The 21831-nt window shown below is 60.5% G+C and carries 24 protein-coding genes and 1 other RNA gene; 18 read left to right on the top strand and 7 right to left on the bottom strand.

Features of this window, described 5'->3' with window-relative positions; translation table 11 throughout:
- The first annotated feature begins 7 nt into the window (after nucleotides 1-7).
- Nucleotides 8-360: a transfer-messenger RNA gene (ssrA, locus tag DEBA_RS17780) on the top strand.
- Nucleotides 361-778: 418 nt separating this feature from the next.
- On the opposite strand, the gene DEBA_RS09210 is transcribed toward ssrA, so the two are convergent.
- Genes DEBA_RS09210 through DEBA_RS17775 form a run of 4 tightly spaced genes read right to left on the bottom strand, consistent with a single transcriptional unit; the run spans nucleotide 779 to nucleotide 3578 of the window.
- On the bottom strand, nucleotides 779-1201 hold the full coding sequence (locus DEBA_RS09210; protein ID WP_013258651.1) for a hypothetical protein: 423 nt from the start codon (nucleotides 1199-1201) through the stop codon (nucleotides 779-781).
- Nucleotides 1198-2784 (bottom strand): recombinase family protein, encoded by a 1587-nt coding sequence (locus DEBA_RS09205; RefSeq protein ID WP_013258650.1) that lies wholly within the window; start codon nucleotides 2782-2784, stop codon nucleotides 1198-1200. Before DEBA_RS09205 ends, DEBA_RS09210 begins: the two co-directional genes overlap by 4 nt.
- Nucleotides 2777-3301, bottom strand: coding sequence for a DUF2924 domain-containing protein (locus DEBA_RS09200; RefSeq protein ID WP_013258649.1), 525 nt, complete (start codon nucleotides 3299-3301; stop codon nucleotides 2777-2779). The genes DEBA_RS09205 and DEBA_RS09200 overlap by 8 nt, the downstream gene beginning before the upstream one ends.
- Before the next feature lie 34 nt (nucleotides 3302-3335).
- Nucleotides 3336-3578, bottom strand: a complete 243-nt coding sequence (locus DEBA_RS17775) for a hypothetical protein (protein ID WP_013258648.1) — start codon at nucleotides 3576-3578, stop codon at nucleotides 3336-3338.
- Nucleotides 3579-3879: 301 nt separating this feature from the next.
- Here DEBA_RS17775 and lexA point away from each other — a divergent pair, with 301 nt between their 5' ends.
- From lexA to DEBA_RS09125, 15 genes are all read left to right on the top strand, one after another.
- Entirely contained in the window at nucleotides 3880-4503 is a 624-nt protein-coding gene (gene lexA, locus DEBA_RS09195) for a transcriptional repressor LexA (protein ID WP_013258647.1), read from the top strand.
- 46 nt (nucleotides 4504-4549) lie between these two features.
- Entirely contained in the window at nucleotides 4550-5716 is a 1167-nt protein-coding gene (locus DEBA_RS09190; protein ID WP_013258646.1) for a hypothetical protein, read from the top strand.
- A complete protein-coding gene (locus DEBA_RS09185) occupies nucleotides 5709-6773 on the top strand; it encodes a hypothetical protein (RefSeq protein ID WP_013258645.1) in 1065 nt (354 codons plus the stop codon). The genes DEBA_RS09190 and DEBA_RS09185 overlap by 8 nt, the downstream gene beginning before the upstream one ends.
- Nucleotides 6774-7093: 320 nt before the next feature.
- Complete coding sequence (locus tag DEBA_RS09180) at nucleotides 7094-7420, top strand: hypothetical protein (RefSeq protein WP_013258644.1); 327 nt, start codon at nucleotides 7094-7096, stop codon at nucleotides 7418-7420.
- Nucleotides 7421-7615: 195 nt separating this feature from the next.
- Nucleotides 7616-8200, top strand: a complete 585-nt coding sequence (locus tag DEBA_RS09175; RefSeq protein WP_013258643.1) for a sigma-70 family RNA polymerase sigma factor — start codon at nucleotides 7616-7618, stop codon at nucleotides 8198-8200.
- 104 nt (nucleotides 8201-8304) lie between these two features.
- A complete protein-coding gene (locus DEBA_RS09170; protein WP_013258642.1) occupies nucleotides 8305-8643 on the top strand; it encodes a hypothetical protein in 339 nt (112 codons plus the stop codon).
- Complete coding sequence (locus tag DEBA_RS09165; RefSeq protein ID WP_013258641.1) at nucleotides 8640-9656, top strand: PD-(D/E)XK nuclease family protein; 1017 nt, start codon at nucleotides 8640-8642, stop codon at nucleotides 9654-9656. Before DEBA_RS09170 ends, DEBA_RS09165 begins: the two co-directional genes overlap by 4 nt.
- 26 nt (nucleotides 9657-9682) lie before the next feature.
- The gene (locus DEBA_RS09160; protein ID WP_013258640.1) at nucleotides 9683-10453 is read left to right on the top strand and encodes an ATP-binding protein; all 771 of its coding nucleotides are present in this window, start codon (nucleotides 9683-9685) and stop codon (nucleotides 10451-10453) included.
- 12 nt (nucleotides 10454-10465) lie between these two features.
- Nucleotides 10466-10939 carry a DUF669 domain-containing protein gene (locus DEBA_RS09155; protein ID WP_013219083.1) on the top strand — a complete coding sequence of 158 codons (474 nt, stop codon included), beginning with the start codon at nucleotides 10466-10468 and terminating at the stop codon, nucleotides 10937-10939.
- A complete protein-coding gene (locus tag DEBA_RS09150; protein ID WP_013258639.1) occupies nucleotides 10939-11421 on the top strand; it encodes an ERCC4 domain-containing protein in 483 nt (160 codons plus the stop codon). Before DEBA_RS09155 ends, DEBA_RS09150 begins: the two co-directional genes overlap by 1 nt.
- On the top strand, nucleotides 11373-13601 hold the full coding sequence (gene recD2 / locus DEBA_RS09145; protein ID WP_013258638.1) for an SF1B family DNA helicase RecD2: 2229 nt from the start codon (nucleotides 11373-11375) through the stop codon (nucleotides 13599-13601). Before DEBA_RS09150 ends, recD2 begins: the two co-directional genes overlap by 49 nt.
- The gene (locus tag DEBA_RS09140; RefSeq protein WP_013258637.1) at nucleotides 13598-16912 is read left to right on the top strand and encodes a CHC2 zinc finger domain-containing protein; all 3315 of its coding nucleotides are present in this window, start codon (nucleotides 13598-13600) and stop codon (nucleotides 16910-16912) included. The genes recD2 and DEBA_RS09140 overlap by 4 nt, the downstream gene beginning before the upstream one ends.
- 487 nt (nucleotides 16913-17399) lie before the next feature.
- On the top strand, nucleotides 17400-18170 hold the full coding sequence (locus DEBA_RS09135) for a hypothetical protein (RefSeq protein ID WP_013258636.1): 771 nt from the start codon (nucleotides 17400-17402) through the stop codon (nucleotides 18168-18170).
- Nucleotides 18171-18173: 3 nt separating this feature from the next.
- Complete coding sequence (locus tag DEBA_RS09130) at nucleotides 18174-18452, top strand: hypothetical protein (RefSeq protein WP_013258635.1); 279 nt, start codon at nucleotides 18174-18176, stop codon at nucleotides 18450-18452.
- Nucleotides 18453-18543: 91 nt separating this feature from the next.
- Nucleotides 18544-19044 carry a hypothetical protein gene (locus DEBA_RS09125; RefSeq protein WP_013258634.1) on the top strand — a complete coding sequence of 167 codons (501 nt, stop codon included), beginning with the start codon at nucleotides 18544-18546 and terminating at the stop codon, nucleotides 19042-19044.
- A 600-nt stretch (nucleotides 19045-19644) separates the two neighbouring features.
- Here DEBA_RS09125 and DEBA_RS09120 read toward each other — a convergent pair.
- Genes DEBA_RS09120 through DEBA_RS09110 form a run of 3 tightly spaced genes read right to left on the bottom strand, consistent with a single transcriptional unit; the run spans nucleotide 19645 to nucleotide 21142 of the window.
- Nucleotides 19645-20559 (bottom strand): tyrosine-type recombinase/integrase, encoded by a 915-nt coding sequence (locus DEBA_RS09120; protein WP_013258633.1) that lies wholly within the window; start codon nucleotides 20557-20559, stop codon nucleotides 19645-19647.
- A complete protein-coding gene (locus tag DEBA_RS09115) occupies nucleotides 20540-20914 on the bottom strand; it encodes a hypothetical protein (protein WP_013258632.1) in 375 nt (124 codons plus the stop codon). The genes DEBA_RS09120 and DEBA_RS09115 overlap by 20 nt, the downstream gene beginning before the upstream one ends.
- Before the next feature lie 33 nt (nucleotides 20915-20947).
- A complete protein-coding gene (locus DEBA_RS09110; protein WP_011366959.1) occupies nucleotides 20948-21142 on the bottom strand; it encodes a hypothetical protein in 195 nt (64 codons plus the stop codon).
- 140 nt (nucleotides 21143-21282) lie between these two features.
- Here DEBA_RS09110 and DEBA_RS09105 point away from each other — a divergent pair, with 140 nt between their 5' ends.
- Both DEBA_RS09105 and DEBA_RS09100 read left to right on the top strand, forming a co-directional pair.
- Nucleotides 21283-21555 carry a hypothetical protein gene (locus tag DEBA_RS09105; protein ID WP_013258631.1) on the top strand — a complete coding sequence of 91 codons (273 nt, stop codon included), beginning with the start codon at nucleotides 21283-21285 and terminating at the stop codon, nucleotides 21553-21555.
- Nucleotides 21552-21830, top strand: coding sequence for a hypothetical protein (locus DEBA_RS09100; RefSeq protein ID WP_011367831.1), 279 nt, complete (start codon nucleotides 21552-21554; stop codon nucleotides 21828-21830). The genes DEBA_RS09105 and DEBA_RS09100 overlap by 4 nt, the downstream gene beginning before the upstream one ends.
- Nucleotide 21831 lies beyond the last annotated feature (1 nt).

The following is a 21831-nucleotide window of genomic DNA, read 5'->3' as shown; positions in this document are numbered from 1 at the left end:
AGTTTTTGGGGGCGACATGGTTTCGACGGAGGTAGTTGACGCTCAGAGTAGCATGCCGGGATCCTGCTGACCCGTTATTCGGTGGGAACTAAAGTAATCGCAGACGATTACAATTACGCTGTAGCCGCTTAAGGCTATCGTTCGCCCGGTACTCTCCCGCGGAACCGGAACCGAGCGTCGACTAGCGGGATAGGTTGAGGGTTCGGCCACATAGGCCCTTCGACCAAAATAACATGTGAGGCTGGTCGTTGGCTCCCCTGCCCTTGGGGGCGTTGGCGATGAGATCAAGCAAGGGATAAGCATGTAGAAGCCTGGGCTGAAAGCTTTCGGACGGGGGTTCGATTCCCCCCGCCTCCACCAGTTAGAAAAGACAAACCCGTCTCTCTGGGGTCATTCTCCGGGGTGACGGGTTTTCTTTTTCCCCTTGTTTCTAAAGGGTTTGCGCCCGTTTCACATCTTTCCAAAGCACCTCTTCGCACCATCGATTCTCCCCATCCTCCCGCCTTTCTTTCTCTGTTTGGCCCCTGATTCTCTGTTTTCTCCGGACCAAGTCCGAAGCTCGTCCGGAAAGCTACATCCTTGATTGATATGGGTTTGCGGCTGATTGCCATTTTTGGCGGTTGTCTTAGGTCATCGTTCGATGCCGCAACCGGACGTTTTTTTCGAAATCGCCCGCTTCGCCCATGAAAAGAAGCGTGGTCAACTCCGGTTTCCCACCCCTAAAGTAAAAGAGCCGACGCTGATGGTCGGCTCTCTGTGGTGGTCTCCGGTTCGGTCGTCAGTCGGTGGCGAAGCCGAACTGGCGGCGCTGCTCGGCCCAGTCCTCGGGAAAGGTCTGGGTCAGCTTGGCCAGCGAGAGCCCGTTGGGTTCCTCGCCGTTGATCAGGGCTTCGACGATGTCGGGGGCCAGGGTCGTTAGCTTGAGGATGCGGGCCACATACGAGCCATCGACGTCGAGGGTACGGGCAAGCTCGCTGATGGACTTGATCTGGCCGGATTCGAGGATGTCGGCCCAGGAAAAGGCCCTTCCCAGCGCCTGAAGGACGGCGGACTGCACCGGTTCCTGCGCTCCGGGGATATCTCCATCCAGGGCCTGGGGAGCGATGACCGTCTTGCGGCCGCGCATGCGCCGGATCAGCATCGGGATGTGGATCTGCAGGTTGCCGTTGTCGGCTACGGTAATGGTCGGCTTCATTTTCATCGGCTTACCCTCCGTTCGGTGACTTCGCAGGCCAGACCAGCCAGCTCGGCGATGAGTGTTGTCAGCCCGTTGGTGCGCAGCTCCATATTGATTCCGGTCTCCCGGATCTCCACCTTATCCACCAGGAGGCGGATGAGCCGGTTTCGCTCCACCGGGAAAAGGTCTTCCCAGAAGCCCTCGACATTCTGGAAGGCCTCCGAGACATCCTGCTCCGTGATGCTGTTCCCCCGGTAGGCTCTGCATCGCTCGCTCACGTGCGTCAGTTGTTTCGAGAGATCGACCGCCTGGCGGTTGACGGTCGTGAGCATCTCGGCCTTGCCCGGCTGATCGCTGCCGGGTTTCATCAGTTCGAGTGCCTGCTCCCTCGCCTGCGACAGCTCCATCTCGAGCTGGGCTTTCTGCTTGAGCAGCCGCTCCCGCTCCGCCTGCTCGATGTCCCGGGCCGCGAAGAAGGTTTTGGCCACCAGCGTCGGCGTGCGAAACACCGCGCTCAACTGCTCAATCACGGCCTGCTCGATGTCCCCGGCGGGAATTCGTTTGAGCGGGCACCGGCTCACGGTCCGCTTGCTGTCCTTCTGGCAGATGTAATAGGTGTAGTGGCGGCCGTTCTTGCGAGCGTAGGTCGGACCCATCGCGCATCCGCAGTGGCCGCAGCGGATGACGCCTTTCAGCGGGGCGACCATTTTGGTTCTGGCCATGGAAACCTTGACCGGTTTGTTGTCCTCCAGGATGGCCTTAACCTTGTCCCAGGTCGCCCGGTCGATGATCCCTTCGTGCTCACCAGGGTAACTACGGTCCTTGTGGGCGATCTCGCCGATATAGATCCGGTTGTTCAGCAGCCGGTAGATATGGGCGGTGTTCCATTCGGAGCCCTCGCGCACCTTACCTTTCTTGGTGGTCCAGGCCTTGGTGCGGTATCCCTGTTCGTTCAATTCCTGGCCCAGTTTCTTGGCCGAGCCGATCTGGATGAAGCGGCGGAAGATGTACTGTACCGTCCTGGCTTCATCCGGGTTGACCAGCAGCTTCTTGTTATCCCGGTCGACGTCGTATCCGAGGATGGGCACGCCACCGCAGTATTTTCCCCGGCGCTTGGCTGCCGCCACCTTGTCCCGGATACGCTCGGCGATGACCTCCCGCTCGTACTGGGCGAAGGTGATCAGGATGCCGAGAAACATCCGGCCGGTGGGGTCGGTGGTGCTGAAGTGCTGGGTGACCGAGACGAAGCTGACACCCTTCTCGTTGAAGAGGTCGATCATCTTCATGAAGTCCAGCAGCGAGCGGGACAGGCGGTCAACCTTGTAGACCACGATCACGTCAATCTTCCCGGCATCGATGTCCGCCAGCAGGCGACGCAGCCCCGGACGCTCCATATTCCCACCCGAGAAACCACCATCGTCGTAGCGATCCGGCAGAGCCGTCCAGCCACGCATTCTCTGGGCTTCGATATAGTGTTCCGCCGATTCCCGTTGCGCATCCAACGAGTTGAACTCCTGTTCGAGCCCTTCCTCATGACTCTTGCGGGTGTAAATGGCGCAGCGCAGGGTCTTGTTTTTGCCCGGCGCGACATTGCTGTTATCAAGCATCCGAACCTCCCTCGGCTTTTCTGCCGTAAACCTTCTTCAGTCCGAAAAAGACTTTCCCGTTCCAGCGCGTCCCGGTGATCTCTCTGGCCACCGCGCTGAGTGACCGGAAGGTGCGGCCTTCAAACTCGTAGCCATCGGCAAGGACGATCACCTCATAGCGCCGGTCGTTCCATACCCGCACCAGTCTGGTCCCGGGCAGGATCGCCTCGTTAGATTTCCGCTCCTCTGGGATGCGTCGATTGACAGTGGCGACCGGGTCCTCCTTGGCGACCTGCTGGAGATGGACCTTAGCCTGTTCGGACAGCCCGCCGTAGAAAAGCTCCTGGATGCGATAGGCCAGCCGCTTGATGAGGAATTGTTTCTTGTACTGGGGTGGCTCTTCTCCGTAGAGGTCGAGCCATTTTTCCCGGAGCTGTTCCAGGGACATGGATTGCAGCAGGGCCATCTGCCGAAGGACTGAGTTTCGGGTTCGGTCCTGATTCTTGCCGCCCGTGGCGACATTCTGTAACTCATTCATTTTCAACTCCTTATTTTGGTTTCCGGACGAGTTGTCATGAATGAATGCTCTGTTCCGGCAATGAATCAAGTCCTTCTCCGAGCACAGGGGAAGAATCTTCGAAAATCTCTAACTCACTGCCTTCACATGCTTTTTTGGCCTTTCGGCGCAGGATCGCAGTGGCCAGAATGGAGGCGGCTGACTGGAGCCTCGCCTCACCCGACAGGCGGCCGGGTTTGCCATTTTCGCCAAGGTCATCCGTCCCCGGCCCATCATTCATTTCCTGTACATCCAACATCGAACACCTCCGGTGGGACCGGGGGACTGGATGGTGTGGATGCCAGAAAACGGTGGCGGTCGGGATGCGCGTTCGATGGCACCCACAACCGCCTCAGCTCCGCCTCTGGTCGGTTATCTGGTTTCTAACTGCTCGTCCGGTTTCAAACCGGCTTTCTTCAGGCCTTACTTACCGAGGGGCTCATGGAAGTGTCGGAAATCAGGTGTGAGATTATTTCTTGACCTGATATGCGTCAGGTTTATATTATTAGGGTTTGCTGGCGCATCGCGCCTTTTTGTCTTTCAACAGAAATGGAGACGCCATGGGCAAAGCGAAAACGGATGAGATAACGCCGTTGCAGCGGAAAACGCTCGAAGCGATATGTCGTTTCGTCGATGCCAAGGGCTTCCCTCCAACGGTGAAGGAACTGAGCGAGATCTTTGAAATCAGCCCGGCGAGTGCCCACGACCGAATCAATCAACTTGTGCGCAAGGGATACCTGAAGCGGGAGGACGGGAAGTCGCGAGGCATTGCCGTCGCCCGTCGCCCCAGCGAGATGGCTGCCTCTCTGGTTTCAGTACCTGTTGTGGGTATGGTGGCGGCTGGCCATCCCATCCTGGCCGAGGAGAACATCACCGGCCAAGTGCTGGTCGAGTCGGACGTCGTTCGTTCCGGACAGCACTTCGCACTCCGTGCGGTGGGTGACAGCATGATCGGTGCCGGTATCAACGATGGCGATTTGATCATCGTGCGGCAGCAGCCCATCGCCGAGGATGGTGACATCGTTGTAGCGCTGCTCAACAACGAGGCGACCGTCAAACGGCTGAAAATCAAAGACGAGCTCATCGAATTGGTGCCCGAGAACCCGGAGGTAAGAAAGATCCGGATCAGGCCGGAGGATGACCTTCGAGTTTTAGGCAAGGTCGTTGGATGGAAACGGAATTAACCGAGACAGACATGGACGAATAACGACAAAACGACAGGAGTATTTGATGGCAACTTTCAACCTACGCCGCTTTTCGAAGCCGGAGATGCTCCGGCGAATCGACAGGAAGCATCTCATTGCCTTTCTGGAGCCTCATGCCGCCTATTTTTCAGCTCGCGGCGTAGAGTTGCCACCAGTTCAGCAGGAAGATGGACTGGACTACAACGCCCTCAGCCACCTTTTGCTGACGCCAGACAGTACGACCCCGGATGATCTCGCCGAGGCGCTGTTTTATGTCAATGAAGTCTCGACCCCCGAGGGTTTTGATTCCATTCAGGATGAGATCGCTGGAACGGACATCGACGTGGAGATCGGGGAAAACGCCGCACCGGCAGACTTGGCGATCCAGGTCTGGATGGCTGACCGGGAAATCATCGAGAAGGTACACGCCGAACAGTTCTTCATGAACGTCAGGTCCTTCGAGTATTTCAAGACCAAGAAAAACCCGCTGCCGGATTTCGTGCTGCCATCGGAGGAAACCCTCGCGGCCCTCGAAGCCGATCTTGACGAATGGTTTTCCAAGAAGCGTCGGGGCAAGTATTCCAAGGTGTTCGTCTATCCGAAGGAAGGCCACACATGGTTCCTCGTGCGCCACGGTAAGCCCTATGCCCGTGAAGCGGTCATTGAGGCCGGTGAATCCACCAGCCAATACTTCCGCCCTGAAAAATTCGACGTGCTTGCCTACAACCCCGTCATCGGGGAAATCCGAATGAACGCCGAAACCAAGGGGGAGAAGGAGCTCTACCGCAAGAAATTCGGATTCCACCTGTTCGGAGACGAAGAGTTTTTCAACGAGCGCAGCCGATTTGACCTGGAACCTTTGCGGCAAATTGGTGAGGACGCGCTCCTATGTGACGACGTCGATGGCATCGAGTATGTCAGGCTGAAGGAAGTTCAGGTCTTTTGGGGTGGCGCTCATAAGGACGTCGAGATTCGTCGGTCAGAGGATCTGTTTGCCTCCCTTCGTGATCGGGAAAAATCCCTTCCCGCAGGCGGAAAAATCGTGAAAGCAAGCTTCCAGATTAAATTCGACGGTTCGAAGACGCCTAGGTCGGTCACCTTGAGTTCAGGTAACCGAGCGCAATTCAAGCGGGATGGTGATGCCGAGGTTATCGAGCGCTGGCTCGGACTCAGGGGCTTTATTGTCGGAGCCGGAGGGGCGTCGGATGAGTGATCCCTTCTGGGCATATCTGGAGAGATTGCCTGGAAAGTCGGCGGCGCTGTTCGATTGGGACAAGGCGCTCTCCGGTTGGGACCGGTACCCGTTGTTTCGGGATCACTTCCTTCAACTGACCAAGAATCACGCGACCGCCGTGGATTGCCCAACGGAATGTGGCCTCGGATGCCCACGGAGTGTTGTCACCCATGCGAAGACCAACATCCGGGCCATCTGCAATGAAAAGGAATATACAGCCGTCCAACTCACCACAAAGCAGACCCTGATCTACCGGCTCAAGCAGTCAGCCATCAATGGCGCTATCTGCGAGGCCTTGGGAATAGAACACCGAGACTCGAAACTCGATGGCCTGCCCTACACATGGAGACTGGGCGATTTCATACCCACGGCGGGGATGGACTTTCCGGTTGTGCTGACGATGCAGGACAGCAAGGATGCGCTGACCGAGGTCGTCCGATCATTATGCCTTTCGACCCCCAAACCCTTTGTCCTAATCGCGCCCACTCGCCTTCATCTGAGTCCTGTAGTTGAAACACTGCTGGCGCAGAAAGGCAGCCTTTTCATTGCGCTGAACGAAGATCTGTACCTGGGTGATGCCCCACGATTCTTGACCCGTCGGGACAAGACTGAGATATTCGCGCCCCTTATGGGCCAGGTGCCTGAGCCGGATTCAGGCGGCACAGTGTTTTTCCCGACACCGCCGGGCACCACATGGCCACAAATCAAGATTCAATTCCGTGATGGCCATACCGTCACAATATGGGCGGGAGATCAGAGCGGTCGATACACTTATACGCAAATGGGAATGGCGAGCAGGAAGAATGGCAATCCTACCGAGCAATGGAAATTGCTTGAGGGGTTTGCCAACTCCCGTGGCGAGATCGACTGGCGCAGCCGATACGCGTCGGACAAACTGAAGAAACAGAAGCAAGAGTTGTCGAAGCACCTGCGGGAATTCTTCCGGCTCGATGACGATCCCATCGAATGGGTCAAGGACACCAAGACCTACCGGTGTAAGTTCCGCATCCTCCCGGAAGGTGCTGAGGTCTACTGACCACCCTTCATTACCAGGCAAAACTAAAGCCCCGATTCAGGATTCTGGATCGGGGCTTTTTGCGTCTTGGAGGCCCGCCCGGTGAAATTTCACTGGGGCCGGGCAAAAAAAGTTAAAAAAGTTTTCCTCTGTAAATCCACCACCAATCAGAGCCTTACGGGCTTTCCTCCTCCTTGAGCCAGGGCGTTTTTCGGGGTCGCAACGAAAATTCGCCAAAGCAGGGTGACAGGTCTGGTGAACACAAAAAGTTCACGACCGCCACCCGGGAAATTCATGCCGGACCTGTCTCCCGGTCGGTCCAGAAATGAAGGAGGTTCGGCATGAACCAGACAAGCAAAGCACACCTCACCCCACCGAAGCGGCGACTCATCGAGTTGATGCAGGACATCAACTTCGGCCGCATCACCAACATTCCGGTCCGCGACGGCGAGCCGGAACTCACCCCTGACACGGTCATCGAGCGCGAGATCAAGCTGGGCGGACAGAGCGGTCCCCGGCCCGAGCGCGACCAGGATGACTTCATCCTCAAGCAAGAGGTCGTGACGCTGCTGGAGCACCTCGCGCAGATGGGCAGCGGAAAAGTCTGCCTGCTCGAGATCAAGCACGGTCTCCCGTTCCTGATGCGCATCGAGGAACGGGCAGCCTGAACACGTAACGACCTGAACCCTTAGACACTGGACAACAAGCTGGACGCATGGCGGAGGCTGTTGTGGGTGTCGCCGAGCCGAATACGGCAATTGGCGGCGTACCTGCGACCCCTTCGCCCACGCGACAGCTTTGTCCTGTGATCTGGCCCGTGCCGACACCCACGCGGACCTCCTCCTCGCTCCGAGGAGGCCCCGATGGTTTCACAAAATTCTTACGACGGCATCGACAAGTATGCCGCCGACCTCATTCGGCACAAAGCACGTCAACTCGTAGGCAAGGCCGGATTCACCGAGGACGACAGACCCGACCTCGAACAGGAACTGATGATCGATCTGCTGCAGCGGATGCGGCATTTCAATCCCGCCAAGGCCAAGAAGACCACCTTCATGGCCCGGATCGTCGAACGTCACATCTCCACCATTCTGGAGGCCCGGTTCGCCCAATGCCGGGACTGGCGGCTCTGCCAAACGTCACTCAACGAACCCCTCGACAACGGTGAAGGCGACACCACCGAGCGGATCGACTTCCTGGACAGCGAAGGCTCTCTGGGAGGCGGCAACCGCGAGACAAGGGAGCGTCTCGCCCATGAGATCCGCATGGATCTCGACCGGGCCATCGCCTCGCTGCCGGAAGAGCTCCGGGATCTGTGCGTGCGCCTGCACGACAGCACCATGGCCGAGGTCGCCCGGGAGATGGGCATTCCCAGAACCACCCTCTACGACCGGCTGAGCAAGCTGCGGGACGCGTTCCGCGAGGCCGGGCTCGAGGACTACCTGTGATCTCCGACGCATCGGCTCCGGCTCCGGTAAGTAAGCACCGTGCCGCATGGTGCGGCTATCCGGGGCCTCGGAAATCTGAACCTGAACGAAAGAGGAGTTCAACCATGACTCACGACACCTACAAGTACCGTTTTGACGAGTCGGTCCCGGCCCAGGAACTGGAAGACACTTTCATGCTGGCGATGCTGGCCGTCGAAAGCCTGCATGGCCGTTCCCGTGTGCGGATGGAGAGCCGGTTCAATTTGGACAAGGCCCGACGCACCTGCGTGATCGACGCCTCCACCGATGTCGGCAGTGATCTCGCCCGCATCTTCACCGGCTTCGCCACCAAGGAATACGGCGAACGCTCGGTCCTGATCGAACGAACCCAGCCGTCGGGCTGCGCCTGCGCCTCCAAGCATCGCGCAGCGCCCGCCGCCGCTACAGCGGGGGTGGCGGTATGAGCGAGCTGATGACCACCACCTATTCCATGTGGCGGCTGTTCCGCAACTGCCGCATGGCCTGCAAGTGGCGCTACATCGACGAGCTGGTGCCGCTCGAGCGTGACCCTAATCTGGCCTTCGGCTCGGTCATTCACGACTGCCTGGAGTGCTGGCACGGCGAGCGGGATCTGGCCAAGGTCCTCGACCACATCGACCGGACATATCCGAACCGGGCGCAGGACGATCATCAACAGGCCGACTGGCATCTCGCCCGAGCCATGATGAGCGCCTATGCGGAACACTACCCGGCCGAAGAATTCGAGGTCGTCGCGCTCGAAAAGACCTTCGAAGGTCCCATCGTCAACCCGGCGACAGGCGCGACCTCGCGCAGTTTCATTCTCGCCGGAAAGGTGGACGGCATCGTCCGTCAAGATGGTCAGTATTTCCTGCTGGAACACAAAACCGCTTCACAGATCGACGCCAGTTACCTGGAACGGCTGTGGACCGACTTCCAGATCATCCTCTACGCCTGGTACCTGGAGCAGACCCTCGGCATCACGGTCAGCGGCATCATCTACAACGTCCTGGTCAAGGCCAAGCTGCGCCAGGGCAAGGGTGAGACCGAAGCCGAGTTCGAGGCCCGCCGGGCGGAGCTGATCGCCAAGTCGAAAACCGGCAAGAGCAGCGCCAAGCGCAAGCTGCCGGAGGACGACGACACCTTCCAGCAACGGCTCCAGGAGAAGTACCTCGAGCCGGGAATGTTCCATCGCGAGGTGCTCTACATCTCCCGCGACCAGTTAGAGGAACTGCGGGCGGAGCTGTGGGAACTCTCCAAGGCCATGCTCGACGCCCGTCGGCGCGACACCTTCTACCGCAACACCAGCTACTGCTTCCAGTACGGAAGGCCCTGCGCCTACTTCCAGCTCTGCCGCTCGGGCGGCAACCCCAACGTCATTGAAAACCATTTCCAACGGATCGCCCCGCACGAAGAGCTGCGGGACGGAGCCGGTGAAGACGCCGCTCCGGTGTTTTGAAATCCCAACCATAAGGAGACGAAGCCATGCTTCCCAAGACCAAAAGCAAACCCAAACACACGCTCTCGGACCTCACCGCCCTGGTGTACGGCCCGAGCAAGATCGGCAAGAGCACCTGGTGCTCCAAGGCCGATGACGCACTGTTCCTGGCGACCGAGCCGGGCCTGAACGCCCTGGAGGTGTTCCAGACCCCGATCACCTGCTGGGACGACCTTCTGCAGGCCTGCGCCGAGATCGCCGAGGGCAAGCATGAGTTCAAGACCATCGTCGTCGACACGGTGGATAACGCCTACAAGATGTGCTCGGACTACGTCTGCAAGAAATTCAAGATCGAGCACGAATCCGACCTGGGCTACGGCAAGGGCTACGCGCTGATCAACAACGAGTTCCAGCGCGTCATCAACAAGCTGGCCTTCCTGCCCTACGGGCTGATCCTGATCTCCCACTCCCAGGAGCGGGACATTGAGACCCGGACCGGCAAACACACCCGCATCGTGCCGACGCTGCCGGAAAAGGCGCGGAAGCTGGTCACCGGCCTGGTGGATCTGATCCTGTTCTGCGATCTGGACATGAAAACCGGCGACGACGGCAAGCCGGTCTGGCAGCGCGTGATGCGCACCAAGCCCAGTCCCAACTACGACGCTGGTGACCGCACCGGGCGACTCCCCGAAGTCATCCCCCTCGATTTTTCGAGCTTCGTTAAAGCCTTCAACAACACGGCAGCCGGAGCTGCGGCGAGTGCCGCCCGGCCGAAGCCGGAGCCGACCGCGAGTGCGGCGGCGAAACCTCATCAGTAAGGAGATCCGACCATGGAACACTACGAAAACCAATCCAGCAGCAACCTCGACCTGGCGCAGTTCGACGACGCCTTTGAAACCGCCGAAGTCGAGGAACGTGAGTTCGAGGCCGTCCCCGACGGCAAGTACCAGGTCAACGTCGACCGGGTCGAACTGACCCGCGCCCAGACCTCGGGCAATCCCATGCTCAAGTGGACTCTGCGCATTCTCGCGCCGACCCACAAGGGCCGTCTGCTCTGGCGCAACAACGTCATGGCCAGCAACGAGAACATCAAGTGGCTCAAGCAGGACCTCTATACCTGCGGGCTGCAGCTTCAGAAGCTCTCCGACCTGCCGGGCCACCTCGAGCAGCTTCTCAACATCAAGCTGGAGGTGACCAAACGCACTCGCGGTGAAAACGAGAACATCTACTTCAACCGTCGCATTGTCATGGCCGACGATGCCGGGGCTCCCGGCGCGGCGATGGACGACATGATCCCGTTCTGATGATGGACCGGATCACCGTTGTCGTCGACACCCGCGAACAGGAGCCCTACAGCTTCGATAGCGACAAGGTTTCGGCGGTTCGCAAGGCGCTGCCCGCCGGTGATTACTCACTGGTCGGCCTCGAAGAACGGGTGGCGGTGGAGCGCAAATCCCTGACGGATTTCGTCTCCACCGTCATCCGGGGGCGCAAGCGGTTTCACCGCGAGCTGGAAAAGCTCTCCGCCTACGAATCCGCCTGTGTGGTTGTCGAGTGCAACTTTCGCGATCTGGTCGATGGCCGCTACCGCAGCGATGCCCACCCGCACGCGCTGATCGGAACGGTCGCCTCCATCGTCGTCGACTTCGGTGTCCCCGTCTACTTCTGCTCGGACCGGCAGGCCGCCTGCCGTTTTGTCGAGGAGTACCTGACACGTTTTCACCGGAGGATCGCGAGATGCCAAAAAGAAATGAGAGTAACCCGGCGCGACTCCGGGGAAGAATAGAGCGCGTTTACTATGCCGGACCCAAGTTCTCCGCAGGCCGACTGCTCACCCCGACCGGTGAGGAAGCCCAGTTCGCGGGCAATTTGTTCGCCCGGGAAAATCAGCCTGTGGTCCTGCTCGGGTCGTGGTCCACCCATCCCAAATACGGCCGTCAGTTCAAGGTCGACGGGATGGAGCACGACCTCGAACTCGATCCGGAAGGGCTGATCCACTATCTGGCCAACCATCCGGAGATCAAGGGCATTGGTCCGGCCAAGGCCAGATTGATCGTCGAGAGTTTCGGCGACGCCTTTGAAGAAACCCTTTTGAGTGACCCTGAGCGCATCGCCCTCAAAGCCCGGCTGCCCCTGGATGCAGCCAAGCGGCTGCGTGACGAATGGCTGAAGAACCGCAGCGTCAACACCGTCATGGCCTGGCTTTCGGCTTTCGGCCTGACCCATCATCAGGTCACCACCCTGGTCGAAAGACTCGGCGGCAACTGCCTCGATATTCTGAAGGAAGACCCGTATATCCTCATTCGGGAGATCCGGGGATTCGGCTTCAAGAAGGTCGACAAGATTGCCCGCAAGCTGGGCACCCCCAAGGACCACGTTCCCCGTATCCGGGCCGGGTTGAATTTCTGCGTTCGGGAAGCCCTGGACAATGGCCACTGCTGGATCGAATACGAGGATCTGGTGGACCAGGCCAATCTGCTGCTGGTCATGGATGCCCTGGACAGCCGGGTCCGTATCGAGAGCGCCCTCGACGCGCTCATCGAAGAACAGGCGCTTTCCTGCGATTCCCACGGCGGACGTTTCGTGGTCGCTCTGCCGGAGATCGTCCGCATGGAGCGGGAGCTGGCCTCGTTGTTCGGCCAGGCCGAAACACCCAACCCGCATTTCCAGTCCGTCAAGAAACTCGATGCCCTGATTCGGCGCTGCGCATCAACGCTGAACGATAAGCAGCTCGAAGCGGTGCGCTCGGCCCTCAAACACAGCATCAGTTTGATCTCGGGTGGAGCCGGTTCGGGCAAGAGCTACACCATCTCGGTCATCAACACCATCTGTGAGGAGAGCGATCTGGAGGTCGTGCTCGCCGCGCCGACCGGCAAGGCGGCCAAGCGGCTGGAGGAAGTCAGCGGTCGCAGCGGCACCACCATTCACCGCCTGCTCGGCTATGACGGCAAGGGTTTCTCGCGCAGCAAGGAGAATCCCATCGATGCTGACGTCCTGGTAGTCGACGAGTTTTCGATGGTCGACGTGCCGCTGGCCTGGCACCTGTTCGAGGCGGTCGACCTGTCGCGGACCACGGTGCTGCTGGTCGGTGATCACAACCAGCTTCCGCCGGTGGGACCGGGAAACATCCTGCGCGATCTGATCCAGACACGCTCCATTCCCACGGTCATCCTCGACAAGGTCGTGCGCCAGGCGGGCGTCCTCAAGGAGAACTGCACCGCCGTTCTCAAGGGCGAGGTGCGCAAGACCAGCGAGGCATCGGTGACCGGATGCCGGGATTGGTACCTGGTGGATCAGTTCACCGATCCGATGGCGGCACGCTCGTTTCTGCTGGACCTGTTTCTGGAGCGGCTCGACGCCCTGGGTTTCGACATCATCAAGGACGTGCAGGTGCTGACGCCGACCCACAAGGGACCGCTCGGCACCAAGGAACTGAACGAGGAACTGCAGCGGCTCATCCAGCGCAAGCTCTGGAACACCGAGGTGCCGCCGGTCGCCATGGGCCGCCGCGCTCCGTTTCTCAAGCACGACAAGGTCATCCAGACCCGGAACAACTACGACCTGCACGTGATGAACGGTGCCATCGGCTATGTGGTCGATGTCCTCGCGAACGGCACCCTGGTCATCGACTTCGACGGCATGCCGGTGGAACTGGAGAAGGGTTCGCCCGACCTGCAGGATCTGCAGCTCGCCTATGCGCTCACCATCCACAAAACCCAGGGTTCCGAGTTCCCCTGCGCCGTGGTGGTGGTCCACAAGGCGCATTCCTTCATGCATCACCGCAATCTGCTCTACACCGGGGTGACCCGCGCCCGGCGCACCGCCATTGTTCTGGGCGACCATTGGGGCATCCAGAACTGCGCCAAGCGTTGCCAGGTGGATGACCGCCGGACCTTTCTGCCCCTGTTTCTGGACGCCGCCCAGCACGCGGAAGCCGATTTCGCCCGTGTCGCGGAGGCCGAATGAGTATGGGCGGAACGGATAACGTCAGAGAGTATTACCGGCTCGTCACCGAGATAGACATCGGTGACGTGGCCCGGGAACTCCTGCCGGGACGGATCACCCAGGAGACCGGCCAGCGCTTGATGTGCGACTGCCCCAACCATCAGAGCCAGTCGCGCCTGTCGCTGCACGTGATGCTCGACAAGCAGGGCTGGTACTGCTTCGGCTGCGGAGTCGGCGGTGATGTGCTGCAGCTCGTTGAGTTCATTCAGACGGGCTCGGTCACCGCCGGGCAATCCGGTCCGATGCCGGACAGCCACCGTCAGGCCCGGGACTATCTCGCCAAGAAGGCGGGCTTACCGCCGCTGTCGCGCTATGGCCTCAGCCAGGAGCGTCTGGCCCAGACGGAAGCCGACCGCGCCTTCGAACTGCGGGTCAAGGACGCGCTGACCGCGCTGGCCAGGCTTTACCACGCCAGGCTCAAGGAGTCGCCGGAGGTCCTCGACTGGCTGAAATCCAAATACGCCCTGAGCGAGGAGACCATCGACGATCTCCTGATCGGCTACGCGGACAACGCGTCCGGCGCGGTCGCCCAACTGACCCGGGGCGAAGACGGCTTCTCCAAGCGGGAGCTTGCCGCCACCGGCGCTTTCCGGCCCACGAGCCAGGATGGCCTGACGCCATTTTTCGAGCGCCGCATCGTCTTTCCCTACTGGAGCCGTGGCCGGGTGGTGTTCATGATCGGCCGCAAGACGCCGTGGACCCCGGACGTGGGCTGGGAGCAAGGGAAATACAAGAAACTGCCGGTTCACGACGAGCACCAGCGGCCCTACGTCGCCGACTTCATCAACAACGCGCTGCTGTTCAACGAGGACTGCCTGCTGGCCAGGCCCGGCAAGGTGATCATCACCGAGGGGGTGACCGATTGCCTGGCGCTGATGCAACTGGGCCTGCCCACCGTGTCGCCGGTCACCGTTCGCATCCGGGCCGCCGATTGGGAGCGCCTGATCCCCAAGCTGCGCGGCGTCGAAACCGTCTACATCTGCCAGGACAACGAACTCTCCCAGGCCGGTCTCAAGGGGGCGCTGCAAACCGCTCGCACCCTGGCCGAACACAAGATCGACACCCGCCTGGTGACGCTGCCCTTGTCGGAGACACAGATCTCGGCCCGGCAGGAGCTGACCAAACGCTTCGGCCTGACGGCGAGCGTGGGGCCGAAGGAGCTGGCCAAGCTGCTGGCGGGACGTCCCGCCGAAGAGATTCAGGCGGCCGAGGCGCTTCTCGCCACCGCCAAGATAGACGTCAACGATTACATTGCCGCCGGGCATACCCGGGAGGATTTCGAACGCCTGCTCGCAGAAGCCAGCACGCCCATCGAGTTCGGCGTGCGCTCGCTACCCGAGGGCGCTGAAGAGGAGGAACGCAACCGCCTGCTCGAACCGATCCTGAGGGAGATTTCCGAGCAGTCGCCGCTGGAACAGGCCCGCCTGCTGAAGCTGGTGCAGGAGCGCATCGGCGGTGGCGTTTCGATGGGCACCCTGAAAGAGCAGATCCGCGCCATCCAGAAGGACCGCAAGGTCGAGTTCCGTAACGAAAAGAAGAAGGCCAAGCGGATGTCCGGCGCGATGCCCGGATCATGCCGCGCCCGGGTCGACGAGGTGCTGATCGACACAGAACTGGAGAACGGCGCTCCCGACTACACACTGGCCGCCGAGGCCGCCTACGACTGGTTTACCGCCAACGGTGCCCAGTTCTTTCACACCCTGCAGGGCGAGCCGTTCATGTATTTCGACAACGCCATCTACTGGATGGATTCGCCGGACCGGGGCCGCAAGCGCCATTACGCGGCCATGCTCTATAAGCACGCGGGCATGGTGCCGACCTCCAACGGCGGACGGACATTTTTCGAGGTGTTGCCAAGCCTGGCGATGATCCGTGGCCAGGTGCGCGACCATTTTTCCTGGCTGCACACCGATGTGGCCTCCTACACCGTCTATTTCAACCTGAACAATCCGGAGCACGAGATCGCCAAGATCACCCCGGACGAGATTCAGATCATGAAGAACGGCGGCAACGAGGACGGCATCATCCTGGACGGCTCGCGCAAGATGAAGCCGCTGAAATTCCTGCCCGACGCCGACCTCGAAGAGGCGGACCGGCTCCTGGTCGATCTGCTGGTGGGCAATATGACCTGTCCGCAGGGGGATCGATTTCTCATCCTTTCCTGGCTCTCCTGTTTCCTGCTGATCGACTTCGCCGGGACGCGGCCCATGACCCGCTTCGAGGGTTCGGCCGGATCGGGCAAGACCACCGCCAGCAAGATCACGTCGACGCTGCTTTACGGCGAGCCCCAGCACAAGAAAGCCACCGACGCGGCGAACTACACCGATGGCTCGCAGAACCCGCTCATCGTCCTCGACAACATCGAGGTCAAGCAGATGACCGAGGATCTGACCACCTTCATGCTGACCAGCATCACCGGCATCGCCAAGGAGAAACGCAAGAGCGGCACAGACAGCGAGACCATCACCGAGCGGACCAAATGCCTGCTGAACACCACCGGCATCGAGCCGCTGTGCGGGGAGCTTTCGGAGATACTGTCGAGGTCCTTCGTTATCAACTTCGACCTCGCCAACCAGGCCAGCGACTGCTTTCTGGAATCGGAGGTCATCTCCGCCATCCAGCAGAACCGGGACCTGATCATCTCGGCCATCATGAAGCGGACCAGCCATGTGTTGGCGATGATTCGGGACGGAGCCCAGAAACAGGTCATGCGTCTGCTGCACCGAACCATGCCGACCCATGGCAAGCGCCGGTGCAACGACTATCTGAGCCTGATGTATCTGATGATGCTGGCCGGGTCCGAGGAGCACGAGGTGACCACCGGACTCGAGGAGCTGAGCCCGCTGTTCATCGAGCAGATCCATTCCATCAACGACACCAGCCAGGAAATGGCCCGGGAGTCGAACCCCATTGCCACGGCGCTGGCGTCGCTCTTCCATGCCTACCGGAACGCGGTGGAACTGGACGAGAAGGCCCGCTACGGCGAGGACGACCGGGCAAACCACGTGGTGGGGTTCATCGAACGCTATCAGGTGAGGTTCGAGAACGAGAACACCATGGAACCGGTGTCGGCGGGACGGCTGCTCGCGGCGCTGCGCAGGGTCGGCCGGGAATTCAACCTCGAGTTCGAATACAAGAAGCCCGCCCAGCTCGGTCGGCGCATCAGCAACGACCTGGACGTCATCCGGGACGCCGGGTTTGACATCGACCGGCAGCGCAACGCCCACACCAAGAACTTCGAATACCGGATCGTCAAGACTGCCAATCTCTAACTCCACGCCATCTGACCAAATCATCCAGGACGCTCTCGGGCGTCCTTTTCTTTTGCGGTGGTGCGGTGAACACCGCTGTCCCTTGCGGTGGATAACCACCGCACGCCAAACCCTTGCCAGACAGAGCTTTCATGGCCTTTGCGGTGGTTGCGGTGGTAAACCCAGAGGTCTCACCCCCTATGGGCTGAAATATTTTTCCTTCCTACCAACCTGGCGTTTCCCGCTAGAGAAATTCCGGCCCAGCGAGAGAGACATTCCCCAAATACCACCGCAACCACCGCACTCTATCTTCTCTTTCTTCATAACTATCTAAAAACAAATAACAAACAAAGAGCCATGCCCTGCGGTGGGACGAGGAAACCTTCCACCGCACGACCACCGCAGCCACCGCACGTATCCACCGCAGCAGATGGTCACCGACGGTTTCAGGGCAGATCCGGTAAGTAACGGGAAAAGCGATTAACCCGTATTTCTGGAGCCTGAAACCATGAGCCTTCTGAAAACCATGATCAAGCACACCGCCGGAGGTCAGGACGCCTCGGCCGGATGTGAAGTCCCATTATTACCACCGCAACCACCGCAGCCCGCCATCTATGTCTCCACTGGGCTCGACGTCCACGAGATCGAAGACGCACGCGACTGGCCTGAAGACATGGAGATCGACGGCACGCTGTGTCGCCGTCTGTCGCCTGAATACTTTGCCTGGCTACGTTCCCGCATGGTCACCGCCCAAGCCGCGCACAAGGCCGGAAAGCTCCCCGAGGATGCCTGGAATACGCTGCGGCAGCGATTCAACGCCCTGCAGGAGCTGGCCATCCGGGAATTCGGCAAGGAAAGCCTCCAGGAGGTCCTGCAGTCCTTTTCCCCGAAGAACTACCGGCCACCCGCGCTTCGTCCCGAGCCCCAGGAGAAACCCGTCGAAGCTCCCAGAAAGGACTGGATTTATCCCGGGAACCAAGCTTGGAAATGTAAGCAGCCGGTGACTTCCCAGGCTGTCGCCAAGGTCGACGCCATCCGTGAGGAGGCCATGGCCAAGGGCTGGTCCGAGGCACGCCTCTATCAGAACCAGGGCCGCTTCCGGTTTCCCTGCGGCGAGGACTACGGCCTGGTCTGCTTCGTCGATGGCGATCAGGAGATTGGCGAGGTCACCGAGCGTTCTATCGAAATTATCCACGGGCCGAAGTCCGGGCGTCCCAGCACGCTGCGGTTCTACAACCCGGACGTGCCGCAGCCGTGGATGAAGAAAGTGGAGGATTGAGCCGTGAAGAAAAAGAAACGCTACGCCAACGCCAAGGATGTTCTGCCCGAGGAACTCTTCGAGCAGATCCAGAAGCATTACACCGGGATTCTCTGGGTCCCGGCACCGAGCCGCTTTTACCAGGAGCGCCGCGACCTGGTGCTTGCCCTTCATATGCAGGGGATCAGCAGCCAGGAGATCTCCAACCTCGCTGGAGTGACCACTCGCCGGGTCAACCAGATCATCGCCGCCGAACGAAAACAGGACCGGGACCGACAGTTGGCCGCCGCTTCCGGTAAGTAACCACTGAACCGGCGGGAGCGCGTTTGGAGGCTAAATCGGCCTCCCGCCCCGCATCCCGGCTTGGGAAAACAATATTCGGCAGGATTTCCACGTGGCACTGAACAAACCGGACAAAGAGACGCTGGACCGCTGGCACCGCAACGAGGGTAAGACCGAACCGCCCCGGCGCGGGCCTGGTGCGCCCGAGGGCAACCAGAACCGGCTGCGTCACGGCATCTTCGCCGACCGCTGCCTGACGCCGGAAGAGAAGGTCATGTTCGACGCGATCATCGACCGCCTCAACCAGGACTTCGAGTTCAACAAGTCCAGCGACTTCCTGCAGGTGGAGTTGGTGGGCGTCTATTCGGTGAAGCTGGTCCGCGCCCAGATCGAGGGGAACACCGACGCCGCCGAAAAGCTCGACCGGATGATCCGCTGCCACATGAAGGATCTCAAGACCACCAAGATTGCCCGCGAGGGTGAGGAGCCGAAAGGCCCGCAGACCTCTCCGGCGGAATGGGCGGCGGCGCTGCTCGAGAAGGTGGCCGAGGCCGCCAACGCCCCGGCAACGAAAACCTCCGGCCGCAAGAAACGCGGAAAGAATTGCGGATAACACCATGGAGGGCTTTTCCGATGACCCCGGCACACGGCGACTTGCGGCAGACAGCTACACCAGGAATTGCGGATAAGACGTGTTCCTTGCACTTTCGGAATCGGCATTCACCGGCCGTCGATCATCATTTCCACTCCTCGACTTCCTCCAGCAGCTCCCGATATCCGCTTGGCATGTGTGCGCATAAGCCGAACCGCATAAGCCAAGCAGATATAGGCATGTTCACGCCGGGGCTCTCTCACACAACCCAAGTAGATATTGGCATGTCGAGACCCAGGCCGAACCGGACAAGCCCCGCAAACAGCCATTCCTTCGCCAGCAGCCATCGCATAAGCCAAGCAGATATTGCCATGTGTGTTCCGCGCCCGGAGCGCATAAGCCAAGCAGTTATAGCCATGTGCGGCCGACAGACAGCGAAGGAGAAATTATGGTCAATCGATATTACCCGCTCCGCCCGGGAGGCAGAGACCCTCCGTCATGATCATTCATCATCGGCGGACGTGTTCTTCTGCGGGCACTGTCACTCACTGTCTTCGACACTGTCTCGCCCAACGAAAACAGGAGCAGCCGAGGCCGCTCCCATCGTCGGGTCCGGAAGGATCAGAGGCGTTCGAGGGCTTCCTCGAGCTGACCGTCCACGAGGTGGGTGTAGACCTGGGTGGTGGACACGTCCCGGTGCCCCAAGGCCCGCTGCACCACGAGCAGGTCATTGGTCGCGCTGTAGAGGTGGGTGGCGAAGGTATGCCGCAGCCCGTGCGGCGTCAGTTCCTTTTCGATCCCGGCCTTCCGCAGCCAGTGAGCGAGCCGGTTGGCTATCTGCCGCTGGCAGAGTCTGCCGTCCCGGTTCGACAGGAACAGGGCTTCCATTTCCGGGCGGCCATGTCGACGACGCTCGGCCAGGTAACGGCGCAGCAATGTGCGGAGGTCGGTCTTGATGAACTTGACCTGCGGCACATTTCCCTTGGCCCGCACCCGCAGATGCTTGGCGTCGAGGTCGATGTCATCCATGTCGAGCGCGGCCAGCTCGCCAAGCCTGATCCCTGTGCCCAGCAGCACCTCGATCATGGCGCGGTCGCGCAGCGCGGAGAAGTCGGTCCGTCCCTTGAGCTCCTTGAGCAGACGTTTCTTTTCGGCGGTGGTCAGGAACACCGGCAGTTTTCTCGGCAACCGATGCATGCGGATGGACCGAGCCGGATTGTCATCGACCACGCCCACTTCGACGGCCCAGGCGAAAAAGGCTCGCACCGCCGCCTTCATCCGATGGACCGAGGCCGCCGAGCGTGGGCCGCGCTCACTCTCGGTGACCGCCCCGTCGGAAAACACCTGGTCGAGGAATCCTGCCGTGACCGCCCGACAGACGATACCCGGGGCCAGCTCCCCGGCCACGCGAGCCACCAGGGCGAGGTCCCGGCGGTATGCGGCTATGGTCGCCGGGGAGCGTCCTTCGGCCGACAGGCGGGCACAGAACGCCTCTGTCGCGCCCGTCAGATCGAGGTCAGCCGTTCGGTTGCTCATCGCTGGACTCCTTTACCCGGCTGTGGCCCATGGGCGTGCTCTTGGGCAGCGGCAGCTCCTCGATGCGCCCCGACTCCCTGGCCCAGACCATCATCATGCGGAACACCCGGACGGTCTTGGCAATGGTGCGCTCGGCCCGCTCCTTGCCGTCAGGGAGTTTGAGCAGCAGGTCGGACTTGTAGAACTTGCCGACCTGGGGAAGCCGGATCTCGGCGAGCTGGCGATCCGCGCCGAAGAAGGCCTCCACCGCGTCGAGGTCCTTCCGGTAGGTGTAAAGGGTCCGCTCTTTCTTTCCGGATTCCCGCAGGTAGCCGATGAAAGCCTCGGCGGCTTGATGCACGGTGCATTCGGTCATGTCGATGTCTCCTTTGTCGGTGGCCCGGTGTGTTCAGGACAGGAACTCGTCAAGCTCCCGCAGCAGTTCCTCGACGTGGCCGAGGGAGCCGACGCTCGCCCAGGTGATGTCCGGCTGCTTCGCGTCCGCTTCGAGCTTGCCGCGAATGCCCTCGATCAGCCGGGCGATGTTCTCCTGCTTTTCTCGGTACGCCTTGAGTGCCTGCTGGCGGTTTCTGTCGTAGGTCATGGCCTGCCTCCGGTTCCGGTTTTCGTGGATGCGGGACCATCCCGCGTCACATCCAATGACGCTTCTATTTCGTTGGAAATCAAGTGTTTGCAGAGATCTTTCTGCATGTGCCCCAAACCCATAAACCAAAGGAGATCAACATGTTGAAGAAGACACTCGAATGGACCATCCCGCTGGTCCTGGCCGGGATCATGACCGGCTGCGCCACCTACCGGCCTCCGGCCCAGATCCAGTCGGCAGTGGCCACCGTCAACCGCCACACACCCGAGTATGTGACCGAGGCCAACAAGGCGCTACGCGAGGTCGGCCACCCGGACGCCGAGCGCCTGACCGGTGTCGGCCTGCGCCTGCAGACCGCCGTGGACGCCCTTGACCAGTGGGCCAACGGCTCGAACCAGGAGGCAGGCCAATGAAAGAGATCCTTCAGGAAAACAGCGATGCCGTCCGCCAGGCCGGTGAGGCCCTGGTCGAAATCGGCACCGAGCTGGCGGCGGGACGGATTGAGAACGCCCTCGGCCGTCTGGAAGCGGCCCAGCAGCAGTACCTGGCCTGGGCGGAGTTGGACCAGGCCATCATCGACATTCAGGAGGCTGTCCACGACAGGAAGAACACTCTGGCCGTGCAGCAGATCCTGACGGAACTGGTGGGCACCATCCTCGGCAGCGCCTTGAGGACGGGAATGCACTGAT

The sequence above is a fragment of the Desulfarculus baarsii DSM 2075 genome (assembly GCF_000143965.1).
GTDB lineage: Bacteria > Desulfobacterota > Desulfarculia > Desulfarculales > Desulfarculaceae > Desulfarculus > Desulfarculus baarsii.
Note: the sequence above shows the minus strand (reverse complement) of the source record. Positions and strands in the feature narration are given on the sequence as shown.

Coding starts and splice junctions, on each gene's coding strand:
- DEBA_RS09210 (WP_013258651.1), bottom strand. CDS start 1,201: ATGAAAATGAAGCCGACCATTACCGTAGCCGACAACGGCAACCTGCAG.
- DEBA_RS09205 (WP_013258650.1), bottom strand. CDS start 2,784: ATGCTTGATAACAGCAATGTCGCGCCGGGCAAAAACAAGACCCTGCGC.
- DEBA_RS09200 (WP_013258649.1), bottom strand. CDS start 3,301: ATGAATGAGTTACAGAATGTCGCCACGGGCGGCAAGAATCAGGACCGA.
- DEBA_RS17775 (WP_013258648.1), bottom strand. CDS start 3,578: ATGTTGGATGTACAGGAAATGAATGATGGGCCGGGGACGGATGACCTT.
- lexA (WP_013258647.1), top strand. CDS start 3,880: ATGGGCAAAGCGAAAACGGATGAGATAACGCCGTTGCAGCGGAAAACG.
- DEBA_RS09190 (WP_013258646.1), top strand. CDS start 4,550: ATGGCAACTTTCAACCTACGCCGCTTTTCGAAGCCGGAGATGCTCCGG.
- DEBA_RS09185 (WP_013258645.1), top strand. CDS start 5,709: ATGAGTGATCCCTTCTGGGCATATCTGGAGAGATTGCCTGGAAAGTCG.
- DEBA_RS09180 (WP_013258644.1), top strand. CDS start 7,094: ATGAACCAGACAAGCAAAGCACACCTCACCCCACCGAAGCGGCGACTC.
- DEBA_RS09175 (WP_013258643.1), top strand. CDS start 7,616: ATGGTTTCACAAAATTCTTACGACGGCATCGACAAGTATGCCGCCGAC.
- DEBA_RS09170 (WP_013258642.1), top strand. CDS start 8,305: ATGACTCACGACACCTACAAGTACCGTTTTGACGAGTCGGTCCCGGCC.
- DEBA_RS09165 (WP_013258641.1), top strand. CDS start 8,640: ATGAGCGAGCTGATGACCACCACCTATTCCATGTGGCGGCTGTTCCGC.
- DEBA_RS09160 (WP_013258640.1), top strand. CDS start 9,683: ATGCTTCCCAAGACCAAAAGCAAACCCAAACACACGCTCTCGGACCTC.
- DEBA_RS09155 (WP_013219083.1), top strand. CDS start 10,466: ATGGAACACTACGAAAACCAATCCAGCAGCAACCTCGACCTGGCGCAG.
- DEBA_RS09150 (WP_013258639.1), top strand. CDS start 10,939: ATGATGGACCGGATCACCGTTGTCGTCGACACCCGCGAACAGGAGCCC.
- recD2 (WP_013258638.1), top strand. CDS start 11,373: ATGCCAAAAAGAAATGAGAGTAACCCGGCGCGACTCCGGGGAAGAATA.
- DEBA_RS09140 (WP_013258637.1), top strand. CDS start 13,598: ATGAGTATGGGCGGAACGGATAACGTCAGAGAGTATTACCGGCTCGTC.
- DEBA_RS09135 (WP_013258636.1), top strand. CDS start 17,400: ATGAGCCTTCTGAAAACCATGATCAAGCACACCGCCGGAGGTCAGGAC.
- DEBA_RS09120 (WP_013258633.1), bottom strand. CDS start 20,559: ATGAGCAACCGAACGGCTGACCTCGATCTGACGGGCGCGACAGAGGCG.
- DEBA_RS09115 (WP_013258632.1), bottom strand. CDS start 20,914: ATGACCGAATGCACCGTGCATCAAGCCGCCGAGGCTTTCATCGGCTAC.
- DEBA_RS09110 (WP_011366959.1), bottom strand. CDS start 21,142: ATGACCTACGACAGAAACCGCCAGCAGGCACTCAAGGCGTACCGAGAA.
- DEBA_RS09105 (WP_013258631.1), top strand. CDS start 21,283: ATGTTGAAGAAGACACTCGAATGGACCATCCCGCTGGTCCTGGCCGGG.
- DEBA_RS09100 (WP_011367831.1), top strand. CDS start 21,552: ATGAAAGAGATCCTTCAGGAAAACAGCGATGCCGTCCGCCAGGCCGGT.